The 15369-nt window shown below is 72.5% G+C and carries 16 protein-coding genes; 9 read left to right on the plus strand and 7 right to left on the minus strand.

Features of this window, described 5'->3' with window-relative positions; all coding sequences use genetic code 11:
• The first annotated feature begins 66 nt into the window (after window positions 1-66).
• Window positions 67-2199, plus strand: coding sequence for a primosomal protein N' (locus J7I97_RS28640; protein WP_214940410.1), 2133 nt, complete (start codon window positions 67-69; stop codon window positions 2197-2199).
• Window positions 2200-2574: 375 nt separating this feature from the next.
• On the opposite strand, the gene J7I97_RS28645 is transcribed toward J7I97_RS28640, so the two are convergent.
• Entirely contained in the window at window positions 2575-3093 is a 519-nt protein-coding gene (locus tag J7I97_RS28645; protein ID WP_214940413.1) for a hypothetical protein, read from the minus strand.
• Window positions 3094-3344: 251 nt separating this feature from the next.
• Between J7I97_RS28645 and fmt the strand changes: the two genes are divergently transcribed.
• Window positions 3345-4289, plus strand: a complete 945-nt coding sequence (gene fmt / locus J7I97_RS28650) for a methionyl-tRNA formyltransferase (protein ID WP_214940416.1) — start codon at window positions 3345-3347, stop codon at window positions 4287-4289.
• A gap of 105 nt (window positions 4290-4394) precedes the next feature.
• Window positions 4395-5867 carry an RsmB/NOP family class I SAM-dependent RNA methyltransferase gene (locus tag J7I97_RS28655; protein WP_214940418.1) on the plus strand — a complete coding sequence of 491 codons (1473 nt, stop codon included), beginning with the start codon at window positions 4395-4397 and terminating at the stop codon, window positions 5865-5867.
• A gap of 92 nt (window positions 5868-5959) precedes the next feature.
• Here J7I97_RS28655 and J7I97_RS28660 read toward each other — a convergent pair whose 3' ends face one another.
• The gene (locus J7I97_RS28660; RefSeq protein ID WP_214940421.1) at window positions 5960-7240 is read right to left on the minus strand and encodes an MFS transporter; all 1281 of its coding nucleotides are present in this window, start codon (window positions 7238-7240) and stop codon (window positions 5960-5962) included.
• A gap of 171 nt (window positions 7241-7411) precedes the next feature.
• Here J7I97_RS28660 and rpe point away from each other — a divergent pair, with 171 nt between their 5' ends.
• The 5 genes from rpe (at window position 7412) to J7I97_RS28685 (ending at window position 10527) form a co-directional block, all read left to right on the plus strand.
• Window positions 7412-8098, plus strand: coding sequence for a ribulose-phosphate 3-epimerase (rpe, locus tag J7I97_RS28665; protein ID WP_214940424.1), 687 nt, complete (start codon window positions 7412-7414; stop codon window positions 8096-8098).
• Between the two features lie 138 nt (window positions 8099-8236).
• Entirely contained in the window at window positions 8237-9250 is a 1014-nt protein-coding gene (locus tag J7I97_RS28670) for a sugar-binding transcriptional regulator (protein ID WP_251049874.1), read from the plus strand.
• A 128-nt stretch (window positions 9251-9378) separates the two neighbouring features.
• On the plus strand, window positions 9379-9600 hold the full coding sequence (locus J7I97_RS28675) for a CarD family transcriptional regulator (protein WP_030157491.1): 222 nt from the start codon (window positions 9379-9381) through the stop codon (window positions 9598-9600).
• A 61-nt stretch (window positions 9601-9661) separates the two neighbouring features.
• Window positions 9662-10114: a ribonuclease domain-containing protein gene (locus tag J7I97_RS28680; protein WP_214940429.1), complete on the plus strand. Its 453-nt coding sequence runs from the start codon at window positions 9662-9664 to the stop codon at window positions 10112-10114.
• Window positions 10111-10527 carry a barstar family protein gene (locus J7I97_RS28685; protein WP_214940430.1) on the plus strand — a complete coding sequence of 139 codons (417 nt, stop codon included), beginning with the start codon at window positions 10111-10113 and terminating at the stop codon, window positions 10525-10527. The genes J7I97_RS28680 and J7I97_RS28685 overlap by 4 nt, the downstream gene beginning before the upstream one ends.
• Before the next feature lie 198 nt (window positions 10528-10725).
• On the opposite strand, the gene J7I97_RS40045 is transcribed toward J7I97_RS28685, so the two are convergent.
• The 5 genes from J7I97_RS40045 to J7I97_RS28710 all read right to left on the minus strand — a co-directional run bounded on the left by J7I97_RS40045 (window position 10726) and on the right by J7I97_RS28710 (window position 14269).
• On the minus strand, window positions 10726-11193 hold the full coding sequence (locus J7I97_RS40045; RefSeq protein WP_214940432.1) for a group II truncated hemoglobin: 468 nt from the start codon (window positions 11191-11193) through the stop codon (window positions 10726-10728).
• Window positions 11190-11519: an antibiotic biosynthesis monooxygenase family protein gene (locus J7I97_RS40050; RefSeq protein WP_214940434.1), complete on the minus strand. Its 330-nt coding sequence runs from the start codon at window positions 11517-11519 to the stop codon at window positions 11190-11192. The genes J7I97_RS40045 and J7I97_RS40050 overlap by 4 nt, the downstream gene beginning before the upstream one ends.
• Before the next feature lie 77 nt (window positions 11520-11596).
• The gene (locus J7I97_RS28700; RefSeq protein WP_214940436.1) at window positions 11597-12109 is read right to left on the minus strand and encodes a hypothetical protein; all 513 of its coding nucleotides are present in this window, start codon (window positions 12107-12109) and stop codon (window positions 11597-11599) included.
• A gap of 55 nt (window positions 12110-12164) precedes the next feature.
• Window positions 12165-13808 (minus strand): FAD-dependent oxidoreductase, encoded by a 1644-nt coding sequence (locus tag J7I97_RS28705; protein ID WP_214940498.1) that lies wholly within the window; start codon window positions 13806-13808, stop codon window positions 12165-12167.
• A gap of 188 nt (window positions 13809-13996) precedes the next feature.
• Window positions 13997-14269 carry a UBP-type zinc finger domain-containing protein gene (locus J7I97_RS28710; RefSeq protein WP_214940439.1) on the minus strand — a complete coding sequence of 91 codons (273 nt, stop codon included), beginning with the start codon at window positions 14267-14269 and terminating at the stop codon, window positions 13997-13999.
• Between the two features lie 274 nt (window positions 14270-14543).
• Here J7I97_RS28710 and J7I97_RS28715 point away from each other — a divergent pair, with 274 nt between their 5' ends.
• Complete coding sequence (locus J7I97_RS28715) at window positions 14544-15368, plus strand: type 1 glutamine amidotransferase domain-containing protein (protein WP_214940441.1); 825 nt, start codon at window positions 14544-14546, stop codon at window positions 15366-15368.
• Window position 15369 lies beyond the last annotated feature (1 nt).

Consider the following 15369-nt stretch of genomic DNA (forward strand, 5'->3'; position numbering starts at 1 on the left):
GGACCGGTGACGGTCCGGGCCCTTCCGTCGTCCGCGTTGTCAGTGGGATTTGGTAAGAATGCGGGTGTGAGCAGCGCGAACGAGTCCGGGCAGCGGAGCGGGGACGAGGGTCCCGGCGGTCCGCCGGAGCAGCTTGCGCTGATGCGGGAGATGGTGGCGGAGGCGAAGGCCAAGGCGCCCAAGGCCAAACCGCGCACCTGGCGCGGCGCCGCCCTCGCCGAGGACCTGCCGGTCGCCCGGATCCTCGTCAACAAGGGCGTGCTCCACCTGGACCAGCTCTGGGACTACGCCGTCCCCGCGGAACTCTCCGAGGCCGCCCAGCCGGGCGTCCGCGTCCGGGTCCGCTTCGGGGCCGGCTCCCACCAGGTGCACGGCGGCCGCCGCGAGGGTGGCGGGCTCATCGACGGGTTCATCGTCGAGCGCCGCGCCGAATCCGACTACAACGGCGCCCTCGCCGCGCTCGCCCACGTCGTCTCGCCCGAGGTTGTGCTCAGCCCCCGCATGCTGGCCCTCGCGCGGGCCGTCGCCGACCGGTACGCGGGCAGCCTGGCCGACGTACTCCAGCTCGCGCTGCCCCCGCGCAACGCCCGCGCCGAGTCCAAGCCCTCGCCCGAGCCGCTGCCCCCGCCAGCCGCGCCCGAGCCGGCCGGCTGGGAGCGGTACGGGGCCGGCCCCGGCTTCCTGCGGGCCCTGGCCACCGGCGGGACCCCGCGTGCCGTGTGGACGGCCCTGCCGGGCCCAGGCTGGGCCGATGAGCTGGCCCGCGCCATGGCGGCCACCCTCGCCTCCGGCCGGGGCGCCCTCGCCGTCCTGCCCGACGGGCGGACCGCCGCCCGGGTCGACGCCGCGCTCACCGCCCTGCTCGGCGAGGGGAGGCACGCGCTGCTGACCGCCGAGTCGGGCCCCGAGAAGCGCTACCGCCAGTGGCTGGCCGTGCACCGCGGCTCGGTGCGGGCCGTCATCGGCACCCGGGCCGCGATGTTCGCCCCGGTCCGTGACCTCGGGCTGGTCGCCATCTGGGACGACGGCGACTCCAGCCACAGTGACGACCACGCCCCCTTCCCCCATGTCCGGGAGGTGCTGGAGCTGCGCGCGGTCACCGACGGCTGCGGCTTCCTGGCCGGGAGTACGAGCTGCACCGTGGAGGCCGCCCAGCTGGTGGAGTCCGGCTGGGCGCGGCCGCTGGTCGCCGACCGCGAGACGATACGGGCCTGCGCGCCCCGGATCCGGACCGTAGGCGACGAGCTGCTGGCCCGGGACGAGGCGGCCAAGGCGGCGCGGCTGCCGAGCCTGGCGTGGGAGACCGTACGGGAGGGGCTGAAGTCCGGGCCCGTCCTGGTGCAGGTGCCGCGGCGGGGCTATGTGCCCCGGCTGGCGTGCGAGCGGTGCCGGACCCCGGCCCGGTGCAAGGTGTGCGCCGGGCCGCTGGAGGCACCCGACGAGCGGGATCTGCAGTGCGGGTGGTGCGGGCGGGCCGAGCCGTCCTGGCACTGCGAGGAGTGCGGGTCGTTCCGGCTGCGGGCCCAGGTGGTGGGCGCGCGGCGGACGGCCGAGGAGCTGGGGCGGGCCTTCCCCGCCGTGCCCGTACGGACCTCGGGGCGCGACCACGTACTGGACGAGGTGCCGGACCGGCCCGCGCTGGTGGTGTGCACCCCCGGGGCCGAGCCGGTCGCGGCGGGCGCCGGCTATGCGGCGGCCCTGCTGCTGGACGGCTGGGCCATGCTGTCGCGGCCCGACCTGCGCGCGGGCGAGGACGCGCTGCGGCGCTGGATCGCGGCCGCCTCGCTGGTACGGGGGGACGGGCAGGTCGTCGTGGTGGCCGAGCCGACGCTCCGGCCGGTCCAGGCCCTGGTGCGGTGGGACCCGGTGGGGCATGCCGTCCGGGAGCTCGCGGAGCGGGCCCAGCTGGGCTTCCCGCCGGTGTCCCGGATGGCCGCGGTCGCCGGGCGGGGCGAGGCGGTGGAGGCCTTCCTGGCCGCCGCCGAACTGCCGGCGGACGCGGAGATCCTGGGCCCGGTGCCGCTGCCGGGGCGACGCGGGGAGCCGTCACCGGGAGAGCGGGCGCTGGTCCGGGTCCGCCCGGGCAGCGGCGCCGCGCTGGCCGCCGCCCTCAAGTCGGCGCAGGCGGCCCGACTGGCGCGGGGAGTTCCGGCGGCGGACGCGGTCCGGGTCAGGATCGACCCGCCGGAGATCGGCTAGCCGTCGGCTAGCCGGTGCCCCGGCCGGGCGTCGGGAGGGATCGCGAGCCCGGATGCGATGCGAGTGGCGTCGTACCCGGCAGGCGCCGGTTTCGGGCGGCTCGGCCGTCCGGCCGGCCCCGTGTATGGGAACCAGTGGCCTGCCGGGTGTCCGGCTCGATCCGCCGGGAAGGGCCGTGGGAGTGGACGGCGACGATCGCGCGGCTCCGGCCGGAGCGTCTCCCACGCCGAACGCCCCCGGCGGGGGCGGCCCGGGGTCCGCCCGGGCGGGGTCCGGGGGAGGGGCGCCCCCGCCGGGGGCGGGTTGGGGCAGGGCCGTCGGGGGTCGGCGTCCCGGCGGCGGGCGGTGCGGCAGGCAGGGTATCCGCGCGGGGCGTCAGCCGTTGCGGGGGCCGGGGAAGGCCGGGGAACGGGCCGCCCCCGCGGTCTGGGACTCCTCGCGCAGCGGCTGCGGCGGAACCGAGCGGGCCGCCGGGACGGTGGGGAGCGGTCCCAGAGTCCGGGTGGCCGTACCCTCGGCGACCGGCTCGGCGGACTCGGCGGCCTGCGCGCGGCGGGCTCCGTAGCGGCGGTGCACGGCCTGCTTGGTCACGCCGAGGGCCGAGCCGACCGCGTCCCACGAGAAGCCGAGCGAGCGGTCGAAGTCCACCGCGGCGGTCACCAGGGTCTCGACGCTGTCCCGCAGTTCCTGCGCGAGGCGGACGGTGGGAGCGGGCGCCCTGCCGTAGACGACGAAGCCCGTGGAGGGACCGGAGCGGCGCGGGCGGTACACGTTGCCCAGCTGGGCGGTGAGCGTACGCAGAGCATCCACCTGCCGGCGAACCCGCTCGATGTCCCGCACCAGGAGGTGCAGGCTGGCCCGTGCTTGGGCGTCGTGGGTGGCGTGGTCGGCCATGAAGAAGCCTCTCGAACCGGTGCTGAAGAGCGGATAGGGCCGCAGACACCGTTCTGTTTCGCGGCCCGTTTCGGTCAATCTCTCTTGACCAACGCGCCACCCGGCGCCCAGGTCACGCTGTGGGGGCGTGTCGGCATATGCGAGAGGCGCGCGGATGTGTGTACGCCCCCTCGTACATGCGGTGGGCCGCCCGGCGGGCACCCCATAGACTGGTTCGCTGCTGACAGCCGAGATAGCGAGGTAGGACCCAAGTGAAGCTCGTCTTCGCAGGCACCCCCGAGGTCGCCGTGCCCGCCCTGGACGCCTTGATCGCCTCCGGGCGGCACGAGGTCGCGGCCGTCATCACCCGGCCCGACGCCCCGGCCGGCCGCGGCCGCCGGCTCGTCGCCAGCCCGGTCGCCGAGCGCGCCGAGGAGGCCGGGATCGAGGTCCTCAAGCCCGCCAGGCCCCGCGACCCCGACTTCCAGGCCCGGCTGCGCGAGATCGACCCGGACTGCTGCCCGGTCGTCGCGTACGGCGCGCTGATCCCCAAGAGCGCCATCGAGATCCCCCGTCACGGGTGGGTCAACCTGCACTTCTCGCTGCTGCCCGCGTGGCGCGGGGCCGCGCCAGTGCAGCACTCGATCATGGCGGGCGACCAGGTGACCGGAGCGTCCACCTTCCGGATCGAGGAAGGGCTGGACTCCGGGCCGGTCTACGGGATCCTGACCGAGGAGATCCGGCCCACCGACACCAGCGGCGACCTGCTGACCCGCCTCGCGTTCGCGGGCTCCGGGCTGCTGGCCGCCACCATGGACGGCATCGAGGACGGCACCCTGCGCGCCGTCGAGCAGCCGGCCGACGGGATCTCGCTCGCCCCGAAGATCACCGTCGAGGACGCCAGGATCGACTGGAACGCCCCCGCGATGCGCGCCGACCGCGTGGTGCGCGGCTGCACGCCCGCGCCGGGCGCGTGGACCGTCTTCCGCGGGGAGCGGCTCAAGGTGATCTCGGTCGGCCTGGTGACCGACCGCACGGACCTGGCGCCCGGGGTACTGGCCCCGGCCAAGAACAACGTCTACGCGGGCACCGGTTCGCACGCCGTGGAGCTGCTCTGGGTGCAGCCCCAGGGCAAGAAGCCGATGAAGGGCGCCGACTGGGCCCGCGGGGTGCGGATCGCGCCCGGTGAGCGCCTCGGCGGGGCCGACGTAGGCTGATCCCAGGCGGTGCCCCCGCCGCCGGTGGCCGTATCGGCACACCTTTTGTCACCAGTAGCACCTCTTGTCACCCGTAGCACCTCGTATCCCCGGAGCACCTTTCACGTGAGCGAACAGCCTCGTCGTCGACCCGCCACCGGCGGCCAGCCGCCCAAGGGCAAGCAGGCCAAGCCGTACCGCCGGCCCCAGAAGGACCCCGTCCGGATGCTGGCCTTCGAGGCGCTGCGGGCGGTGGGCGAGCGCGACGCCTACGCCAACCTCGTGCTGCCGCCGCTGCTGCGCAAGGCCCGCCAGGACGAGAACTTCCAGGCGCGGGACGCGGCGCTGGCAACCGAGCTGGTGTACGGGACGCTGCGCCGCCAGGGGACGTACGACGCGGTCATCAAGGCGTGCATCGACCGGCCGCTGCGCGAGGTGGACCCGCCGGTGCTGGACGTGCTCTCGCTCGGCGCGCACCAGCTGCTGGGGACCCGGATCCCGACGCACGCGGCCGTCTCGGCGAGCGTGGAGCTGGCCCGGGTGGTGCTCGGGGACGGGCGCGCGAAGTTCGTGAACGCCGTGCTGCGCAAGATCTCCGCGCACGACCTGGAGGGGTGGCTGGAGAAGGTCGCCCCGCCGTACGAGGACGATGCCGAGGAGCACCTCGCGATCTACCACTCGCACCCGCGCTGGGTCGTGAGCGCGCTCTGGGACTCGCTGGGCGGCGGTCGCGCCGGGATCGAGGACCTGCTGGAGGCCGACAACGAGCGGCCCGAGGTCACGCTCGTCGCGCGGCCGGGGCGGTCCACGACCGAGGAACTGCTGGAGGCGGTCGGCGAGGACTCGGCGCTGCCGGGGCGCTGGTCCCCGTACGCCGTCCGGATGGCCGAGGGCGGCGAGCCGGGCGCGCTGGAGGCGGTGCGCGAGGGGCGGGCCGGAGTCCAGGACGAGGGCAGCCAGCTCGTGGCGATGGCCCTGGCGGCGGCGCCGGTCGAGGGGCGCGACGAGCGCTGGCTCGACGGCTGCGCCGGACCGGGCGGCAAGGCGGCCCTGCTGGCGGCGCTGGCCGCGCAGCGCGGGGCCTTCCTGCTGGCCTCCGAGAAGCAGCCGCACCGGGCCCGGCTGGTCGAGCGGGCGCTGGCGGGCAACCCGGGCCCGTACCAGGTCATCGCGGCGGACGGCACCCGGCCGCCGTGGCTGCCGGGCTCCTTCGACCGGGTCCTGATGGATGTCCCCTGCTCCGGCCTGGGCGCGCTGCGCCGCCGCCCGGAGGCACGGTGGCGACGCCGTCCGGAGGACCTGGAGGGCCTCGCGCCGCTTCAGCGCGGGCTGCTGCGGGAGGCGCTGTCGGCGGTACGGGTCGGCGGCATCGTCGGCTACGCGACCTGCTCACCGCACCTGGCGGAGACCCGGGTGGTCGTGGACGACGTCCTCAAGGGGCGGGGCGCCGGAGCGGTACCGGTGTCGGCCGAACTGATCGACGCCCGGCCGTACATGGCGGGTGTCCCGGCGCTGGGCGACGGCCCGGACGTCCAGCTGTGGCCGCACCTGCACGGCACCGACGCGATGTACCTGGCCCTGCTGAGGCGCACGGCCTGAGGCGGGCACGGCTCAGGTAGTTGTGGATCGGAGTCACCGTCGTGTCGAACGGCGGGGCTCCGATTTCCTGTGTGGCGCCGGGCAGTGCCTCTTCAACGAAGGCCTCCCGCCTCTTCACGCTGCGCCGGACCCGTCCCCGTCCGCTTCCGTAGCGGCGACAGGGCCAGGGGGGCCCAGGAGGAGGCCAGGATCGCCGCGCCCACCCACAGGGTGGTGTGGAGGGTGGTCAGTTCCGTGAGGAGGCCCGAGGCGGCGGAGCCCAGGGCGATGGCTCCGGTCAGCATGAAACGGAAGGTGGCGTTCATGCGGCCCAGGAGGGGATCCGGGGTCAGGTGCTGGCGCAGGCTCACGCCCAGGACGTTGTTCGAGCCGACCTTCATCATGGCCACCATCCACCCGCCGCCGGCCAGCCAGAGCCACGGACCGTGGTCGAGCAGCGGGACCAGCAGGGCGGCCGGGGTCAGGTTCAGCACCACCGCGCGGCCGTAGCCGATGCGCGCCGCCAAGGGCTCGGCCAGCCGGGCGCCGAGCAGCAGGCCCACCCCGCCCGCCGCCCAGAACAGGCCGAGCGAGGCAGGGGACAGCCCGAGCTCCCGTACGAAGAGCACCGGCAGCATGGTGTTGATGACCGAGCCGCCCAGGTTGGTCAGCGTGGAGGCCAGCGCGAGGGCCCGCAGTTCGGCGTGGCCCAGTACGTGGTGCAGCCCCTCCTTGATCTGCGTCAGCAGCCTCGTGCGCTCGGCGGCGGCGGGTGGGGCCGGGGTGGGCTGGATCCGCGTCAGGCGCAGCGCGGAGGCGAGGTAGGCGACCGAGGCGCAGGCCAGCGCGAACGGGGCGGTCAGCGCGGCGACCAGGAAGCCGCCGGCGCCGCGGCCGGCGATGTTGGCGGCGGCCATGAGCGTGACGACGGCGGCGTTCGCCCGGACCAGCCGGTCCCTGCCGATCAGCTGGGGCAGGACGCTCTGGGAGCCGACGTCGGAGAAGACGGTGGCGCAGCCGGTGACGAGGACGACGGCGTACAGCTGCGCGAGCGTGAGCGCGTCGAGTAACCGGGCGAGCGGGAGCGAGGCGAAGAGGGCCGCGCGGGCGAGGTCGGCGGTGATCAGGACGCGGCGGGTGCGCAGGCGGTCGACCCAGGCGCCGGCGGGCAGGCCGATGAGGAGGAACGCGAGGGTGGAGAGCGCCGCGAGCGTGCCGACCTGGGCGGGGGTGGCGTCGAGCGTGGTGAGCGCGAGGAGGGGGACGGCGATGTAGCCGGTGTTGGTGGCGAGCTGGTTGAGGGTGGCGGCGGCGAAGAGGGTGCGGAAGTCCGGGGCGGCCCAGGGGGACGGGGTGGTGGTGTCGGCGGGCGTGGGGATCGGGGCGACTGCCATGCCGGTGATGGCTCCTCGGGCGTGTGGGGCGGGTGTCACGACGAAACCGTGCCGCAGCGGATAGCGAAGGACAAGTGAAAGGTACTCCCATGATCACTTAAGCGTCGCTACGCTCGCGGTGAGAGGCAGGGTCGTGGCCGAGAGTCGCGGTGGGCATGGCAGGCTTGGGGCATGGCCGTTCAGATCAATCCCAGCATCCTGTCCGCCGACTTCGCCCGACTCGCCGACGAGGTGAAGGCCGTCGAGGGGGCCGACTGGCTGCATGTCGACGTCATGGACAACCATTTCGTCCCGAATCTCACCCTCGGCATGCCGATCGTGGAGTCGCTCAGCAGGGCCACGGCCATTCCGCTGGACCTGCACCTGATGATCGAGGACCCGGACCGGTGGGCGCCGCAGTACGTGGAGGCGGGGGCCGGTTCGGTCACCTTCCACGCCGAGGCCGCCGCAGCGCCCGTACGGCTGGCGCGGGAGATCCGGGCCAAGGGGGCCCGGGCGGCGATGGCGCTCAAGCCGGCGACGCCGATCGAGCAGTACGAGGACCTGCTGCCGGAACTCGACATGGTGCTGATCATGACGGTCGAGCCGGGCTTCGGCGGGCAGTCCTTCCTCGACATCATGCTGCCCAAGATCCGCCGTACCCGGGAACTGATCGCCAAGCACGGCCTGGACCTGTGGCTCCAGGTCGACGGCGGGGTCTCGGCTTCGACCATCGAGCGCATCGCGGAAGCCGGCGCCGATGTGTTCGTCGCCGGGAGCGCGGTCTACGGGGCCGTCGATCCGGCCTCCGCGGTGCGGACTCTGCGTGAGCAGGCGGGTGCGGCGATCGCCGCAGCCCCCTGGGCTTGCGACCACTGAGCCAAGGGTTCGTGAACAGCTTGGTGAACGGGAGCTGTCCGGGCTGATCAGCGGCCGTTGGATCTGACAGGATGAACGGCGAGTCGAGAGTGTGAACACGAGAGTGTGAACAGCAGTGAGGAGAACGCGGTGTCTGCAATGTCGGCGGGACGGTCAGCCCTGCGGATGGGACCCGCGGAGCTGGTGCAGGCGGCGGCCATGGCGCGCCGCTTCTACCTGGAGGGGAAGTCCAAGATCCAGATCGCCGAGGAGTTCGGCGTGAGCCGCTTCAAGGTGGCCCGGGTTCTGGAGACAGCTCTCGAACGTGACCTCGTACGCATCGAGATCCGGGTGCCCGCGGAGCTGGACGCGGAGCGGTCGGACGCGCTCCGGGCCCGGTACGGGCTCCGGCACGCTGTCGTGGTGGAGTCCCCGGCCGATGCGACCGAGGACGCGCCCGACCCGGAGAACCTGGGCGCGGTGGCGGCCGATCTGCTCGGCGAGCTGGTCAACGAGGGCGATGTGCTGGGCCTCGCGTGGGGGCGGTCGACCATTCACATGGCCGCCTCCCTGCACCGGCTGCCGCCGTGCACCGTGGTCCAGCTGACCGGCGTGTACGACGCGGGGACCGCCGAGCGGGGTTCCGTCGAGGCCGTACGGCGGGCCGCGCAGGTTTCGGGCGGTGACGCGCACCCGATCTACGCGCCGATGCTGCTGCCCGATCCGGCCACCGCGGCCGCGCTGCGGAGCCAGACGGGGATCGCGCGGGCGTTCGAGTACTTCGACAAGGTGACGGTCGCGGCCGTCTCCATCGGGTCGTGGGAGCCGGGGATCTCGACCGTCCACGACATGCTGAGCGATGAGGAGCGGGCGCACTACGCCTCGCTGGGCGTCGCGGCCGAAATGTCCGCCCACCTGTTCGACGCCGAGGGGCGCCGGGTCGGGCGGGATCTCGGCGAGCGCTGCATCACCGTCGAGGCGGACCGGCTGCGGCGGATCCCCGAGGTCGTGGCGATCGCGGGCGGGCTGCGGAAGGCGTCGGCGATCGGGGCCGTGCTGCGGTCGGGGCTCGTGACCAGCCTGGTTACGGACACGGCGGTCGCGGACTATCTGCTGACCGAGTCCGAGCCCGGGCTGCGGCCGGCGCTGGACCGGGCCGACCCGGACGACTGACGGGCGGCCGCGGAAGGGCCGATCGGGGGGCGGGGAGGCGCCGCCGACGGCCGGTGGTGCGGATGGTGCCGTAATTGAGATCCGAACGGCGGACCGTTGGGCGGCCTGCGGGGCGCATACTGGTTCCAATGACAAAGTCAGCAGTACCTCGCCGCCATTTGCCGTCCAGCCCGTTCAAGGCCCCCGTGGAACCGCCGCTTCGGCAGTTCAGCGTGGGCGACCGGGTCAGTCACGACGAACACGGTCTCGGCCGTGTCGTCGGTATCGAGGAGGGGATCGCTGTCCTCGTCGACTTCGGATCCGTCCAGAAACGAATCCTGAGTCCTTACACCAAGATGTCCGCGCTCTGACAGTGCGCTGAGAGCGCTCTGGCGATTCGCGAGCGAATCGGATATTTGGCACGATCGGCGCATGATCTTCAGGAACGTGCCCCGATCGCTGTTGCGTGTGCTGGGGGCCCTGTTCCTCTGTGCCGCGCTGGTCGGTGCGGTGGGCTGCGGTGGGAAGAAACCCGCGCCCTCGCCTGCCGGCGTCAGCGCCAGTGCGGGTTCGGGGGCTGGTGTCGTCACGCCCGGGTGGGCGACGGGGATGGCGACCGTACGGGTCGACGCGCTGCCGCAGCAGGCGCGTGATGTGCTCGCGCTGATCGACAGGGGCGGGCCGTATCCGTACCGGCAGGACGGGACCGTCTTCGGGAACTTCGAGAAGGCGCTGCCGCAGAAGAAGCGCGGATATTACCACGAGTTCACCGTGAAGACGCCGGGGGAGCGGGACCGCGGGGCCCGGCGGATCGTGACGGGCGAGGGTGGGGAGTTCTTCTACACGGACGACCACTACGCGACCTTCAAGGCGGTTCTCCGATGACCCTGGATCCGCAGCCGCTCGCGCCTGCGCTCGCCGCGGCGGAGGAGGCGGGCTGGACGACCGTACGGCTGGACCTGGCCGGTGTACGGACCAAGGCCGAGCTGATGCGGCGGTGCGGGGTGGCGCTGCGGGTGCCGGAGTGGTTCGGGGGGAACTGGGACGCGCTGGCGGACTCGCTGATCGACCTGTCCTGGTTGCCGCAGGCGCCGGGGCGGCTGGTGGCCGTCACCTCGTGGCGTGCCTATGCCGGGGCGCGGCCCGCTGACTGGGAGACCTTGCTCGAGGTCTTGGAGTCGGCCGTCGATTTCTGGCGGCGGGAGCCCGGGGAGGGGGCCTTGAGCGTGCTGGTCGCCGATGCGGACGGCTGGCCGGAGGCGGGGCCGACGGCGGGCCTGGGGGGCCGACCGGGCTGACCTGGGGCTCCGCCCCCGACCCCGCTGGGGCCCCGCCCCAGACCCCGCGCCTCAAACGCCGGCGAGGCTGGGGGTGGCCGGCGAGCTGGGGTGGCCGGCGAGCTGGGGTGGCCGGTGAGGCTGGATGTGCGGGTGGGGGCAGGGTGATCCTGCCCCCACTGGTGTGTCAGGCGGGGTGATCCCGCCCCCTCCGGTGGGTCAGGACTTCGGGATCCATGGAGGGGTTTGGCCCCAGGACCAGACGGGGATTTTGGCCGCGTCGACCGGGGGTGGGTTGGAGCCCGAGTAGATCAGGGCCATGCGGGTGCCCCACTCGATGTAGTAGATGAACACCGCCCGGAACTCCGGGTCCGTCGGGAGGCCGACCTCGTCGGCCGTGTCCAGGAGCAGGTCGACCCAGCGGCGGCGCTGCTTCTCGGTGATGGCGCGGCCCAGGTGCTTGGTGGCCATGTGCTGGTGGCCGCCGTGGTGGGCCGTGTAGTCCGCCGGGCCGCCGAAGACCTCCGACAGCCAGACCGCGACGTGCTGGGGGTGCTCGGCGTCCATGCCCTCGAAGACCGGGGCCAGGATCTCGTCTTGCAGGGCGTGGGTGTAGAAGACGTCGGTGAGGCGTCGCATCGCCTCCGCTCCGCCCATCCATTCGTAGATCGTCGGCGTGGTGCTCATGACTCGGCGGCGGCCTTTCCCGTACCGGCCACCGGGGTCACGAGGTAGTGCTGCATCTCCTCGATGCCCGTCACGTAGGGGCGGATCGCGCTGAAGAACGCCGGGAAGTGCTCGCCCTTGCGGAAGCCGTTGAGGTGGGCGTCGATCGAGGTCCAGCGGATGCGGAGGATGTAGCGCTCGGCTTCCTCCGAGCAGCGGGCCAGCTCGTAGTCGATGCACTCGGGCGAGGCGGCCAGGGCCTCGGCGGCCTTGCCGTACGCGTTCTCGAAGGCCTGCTGGTCGTCCAATGCGATCCGGTAGCGGATGTATTCGACGGTCGTGGTCATGGTGTGCGTGCCTCTCCCTGGGATCAGGTGGTCCCGGCTACCCTCTCCGGATCATGGGTGCCCGGCGACGGTTTTCCCTATTCGTCCGCCGACTTCATGGAGTCGGCGTCGGGTGCGTTGACGTCCGGGCCCTGGGACCGGACCTGCTGGACCTTGTCGAGGGAGTCGCGCAGGTCGGACAGCCACTCGTCGGTGTTGCGCCCGACGAGGCGCACGCACCAGGCGAGGGCGTCGGCCCGGCTGCGCGCCACGCCGCCGGCGACCAGGGTGTCGAGGACCTGGCGTTCGGACTGGCGCAGCCGGGTCATGACCGGGACCGCGAGGTGGGTGAAGAGGACGCGTTCCTCGCCCGACTGGACTCCCCAGGCGACCTTGCGGCGGTAGAGCTCCTCCGCCTCCTGGGCCACCGCGATGCGCTGTTCGCGGGTGCGTTCGCGGAACTCCTTGACGGACTCGGTCGCCGGGATGGCGCCGATGACCGTGATCTCCTCCCGGTCCACGGTGACCGAGAGGAGGGACTCGTAGACGTCCACCGGCAGGCGCTCGGCGAACCACGCGCGGAGCTTTTCGCTCTGTTCGGCTGTAATCATGTAATCAACGTTGCATCCGGCAGTGCCTTGATCGCAACACCCTCGGTGTTCGCTCTCAGCCCATCGAGCGGTAGCGGTGGATCAGCGAGACCGCCATCGCGCCCTCGCCCACGCCCGAGGCGACCCGTTTGACCGAGTGGGCCCGGACGTCGCCCGCCGCGAAGACGCCCGGAACGCTGGTCTCCAGGGGGTAGGGGGCCCGTTCCAGGCTCCACTCGGCCGGGAGCTCGCCGCCGTTGGAGATCAGGTCGGAGCCGGTGAGGACGAAGCCGTACTCGTCGCGCTCCACGACGCCCGACAGCCAGTCGGTGTGCGGGCGGGCGCCGATGAAGGTGAACATGAAGCGGGCCGGGATCTCCGTGTCCTCGCCCGTCTCCGAGTTGTGCAGGGTCAGCCTTTCGAGGTGCTCCCCGCCGTCCAGCCGGACCACCGTCGTACGGACCTTGACCTCGATGTTCGGGGTGCGGTCGATCTCGTCGATGAGGTAGCGGGACATGCTCGCGTCCAGGGACTGCGCGCGGACCAGGATCGTCACGCGGGCCGCGTACTTGGCGAAGTGGACCGCCGCCTGGCCGGCCGAGTTGGCGCCGCCGACGATGAACACGTGCTGCGAGATGCAGGCCGAGCTCTCGGTGGTGGCCGCGCCGTAGTAGAGGCCGGCGCCCTCGAAGCGGTCGGCTCCGGGGGCTTCCAGGCGGTTGTACGAGACGCCCGTGGCCAGCAGGACTGTCTCGGCGCTGATCTCCGTACCGTCCGCCAGGGTGAGGACCTTCGCCGGGTCGTCCCGGGTCAGGGAAACCACCTCGACCGGGTGCAGGATCTCGGCGCCGAACCGGGAGGCCTGGATGGTGGCCCGGCGGGTCAGGTCGCCGCCCGAGAGGCCGGACGGGAAGCCGAGGTAGTTCTCGATCAGGCTGGAGGTGCCGGCCTGGCCGCCCGGGGCGCGGGAGTCCAGCATCAGGGTCGACAGGCCCTCCGACGCCGAATACACCCCGGCCGCCAGACCCGCGGGGCCGGCGCCGACGATGACGCACTCGTAGTGCGGGCGGGAGGCGGTGGTGGCCAGGCCCAGGCGCTGGGCGAGCTCGGTGTCGCTCGGCGCGGACAGCACCGCTCCGTCCGGGAAGCGGACGAGCGGGAGCGCCGCGTCGGGCTGGCCTGCGATCAGGGTCAGCGCCTCGGGGTCGCGCTCGACGTTGAGGAAGCGGAACGGCTGGCCGTTGCGGGTGAAGAAGTCCCGGACCGCGTGGGTGCCGGGGGAGACCAGGTGGCCGGCGACGATGATCCCGTCGTAGGCCGGGCGGTAGGTGGCCAGCCAGTCGGAGAGCAGGTCGTCGAGGACCGGGAAGAGCCGCTCGTGCGGGGGATCCCACGGCTTGAGCAGGTAGTAGTCCAGCCGGACCTGGTTGATGGCGGTGATGGCCGCGTCCGTCTCCGCGTAGGCGGTCAGGAGCACGCGGCGGGCATCCGGGAAACGGCTGACGGCTTCGAGCAGGAACTCGACGCCGGTGACGTCCGGCATCCGCTGGTCCACGAGGAACAGGGCCGGGTCGTGGCCGCGTTCGTCGAGGGAGTCCAGGATCTTCAGGGCGTCGGCGGCCGAGGAGGCGCCGAGCACCCGGTAGCGGTCTCCGTAGGCGCTGCGCAGGTCCCGGCGGACGGCGCGCAGCACCTGCGGGTCGTCGTCGACGGCGAGGATGACGGGCTTGCGGCTCTCGGCGCGTTCGGCGGCGGCCGAGCCGTTCCCGGCGGCCGGGGAGGCGCCTGCGGTGGAGGCGGCGCCTGAGACGGGGGAGGCGCCTGCGGTGGAGGCGGCGCCTGAGACGGGGAAGGCGCCTGTGGTGGAGGCGGCGGCCACGGTGACGGGCGCGCTCCCCGGGGCCGCGCTCACGCCGGGTCCAGCATCAGCTTGTCGGCGTAGCACCAGGACCAGTCCTCGCCCGGCTCGTGCGAGGCCGCTATGGGGTGGTCGGTGGTGCGGTAATGCCGGGTGGCATGGCGGTTCTTCGAGGAGTCGCAGCATCCGACGTGCCCGCAGCTCAGGCACAGGCGCAGGTGCACCCAGCCGTCGCCGAGAGCCAGGCACTCCTCACAGCCCTCGGTCCCGGGCTTCACCGGACGTATCTGGTCGATGTGTGTGCACAACAGGTCCATCGTCATCGTCCCCGTCCCTCTCCTCACGCACTCGTGCCCCTCGCGTCCGTGATTCACGACGCGTCCAGACCATAAGACGGCACCCCTGGAATGGTTCATCGATTCGGCCGAAGTCAGGAAGTCCGGAAGCTACTTCATGACGTCTGCGGGTGACTAGGTGAGGTGCTGTCGCGACCTGTGCTTCTACCTCACCTAGTCACCCGCAGACGCTTTGACGCAGGCCCTGGGCGCAAGCAGTGTGGGGGACGCCAACGACAACAGGCGGCGCCTGGAGGAATCTGTGAGCAGAAAGATTCTGGTCATTGTCTCCGAACACGGTTACTGGGCCGAAGAACTGATAGGGCCCGTATCGAAGTTCGATGAGCGGGGCTACGAGATCGTATTCGCCACGCCGACCGGAAAGCGCGCACACGCACTTCCGCCGAGCCTCGACGCGAACTACATCGACCCCCCGCTGGGACGCTCGGTCACCACCGACGAGAACGCCCGGCTGGGCCGCGAGTTCGAGCAGTCGAGCCGGCTGGACTCGCCGCTCGACATCGAGGCATGGGTGCCCGAGCGCCCGTACACGAGCGACGAGGGCTATCTGCGCAAGCTGGAGCAGTACCACCGCGACCTGGACAAGCTCGACGCCGACATCGCGGACTACGACGCGATCCTCATCGTCGGCGGCAGCGGCCCGATCGCCGACCTCGCCAACAACGAGCGGGTGCACGCCCTGATCCTGGCCTTCAAGAAGGCCGGCAAGGTGGTGGCGGCCGAGTGCTACGGGGTCGCGTGCCTGGCCTTCGCCCGGGACTGGAGTGATCGCAAGAGCATCATCTGGGGCAAGCACGTGACCGGTCACTGCAAGGAGTACGACTACAAGGACGGCACCGGATTCCTCGGTACCGATTTCAACATGGGCCCGCCGCCGTATCCGCTGGAGTACATCCTGCGCGACGCGACCGGTCCGCGCGGCGCGTATCACGGAAACTTCGGGAAGCCCGTCTCCGTGATTGTGGACTTCCCGTTCGTGACCGGGCGGTCGACCCCCGATTCGTATCTCACGGGGCAGAAGATCGTGGAAGTCCTGGAGGGCGGTCTCACCCGTTACGGATGGTAGG

It is taken from the genome of Streptomyces sp. ISL-87, from assembly GCF_018614095.1.
Classification (GTDB): Bacteria; Actinomycetota; Actinomycetes; order Streptomycetales; family Streptomycetaceae; genus Streptomyces.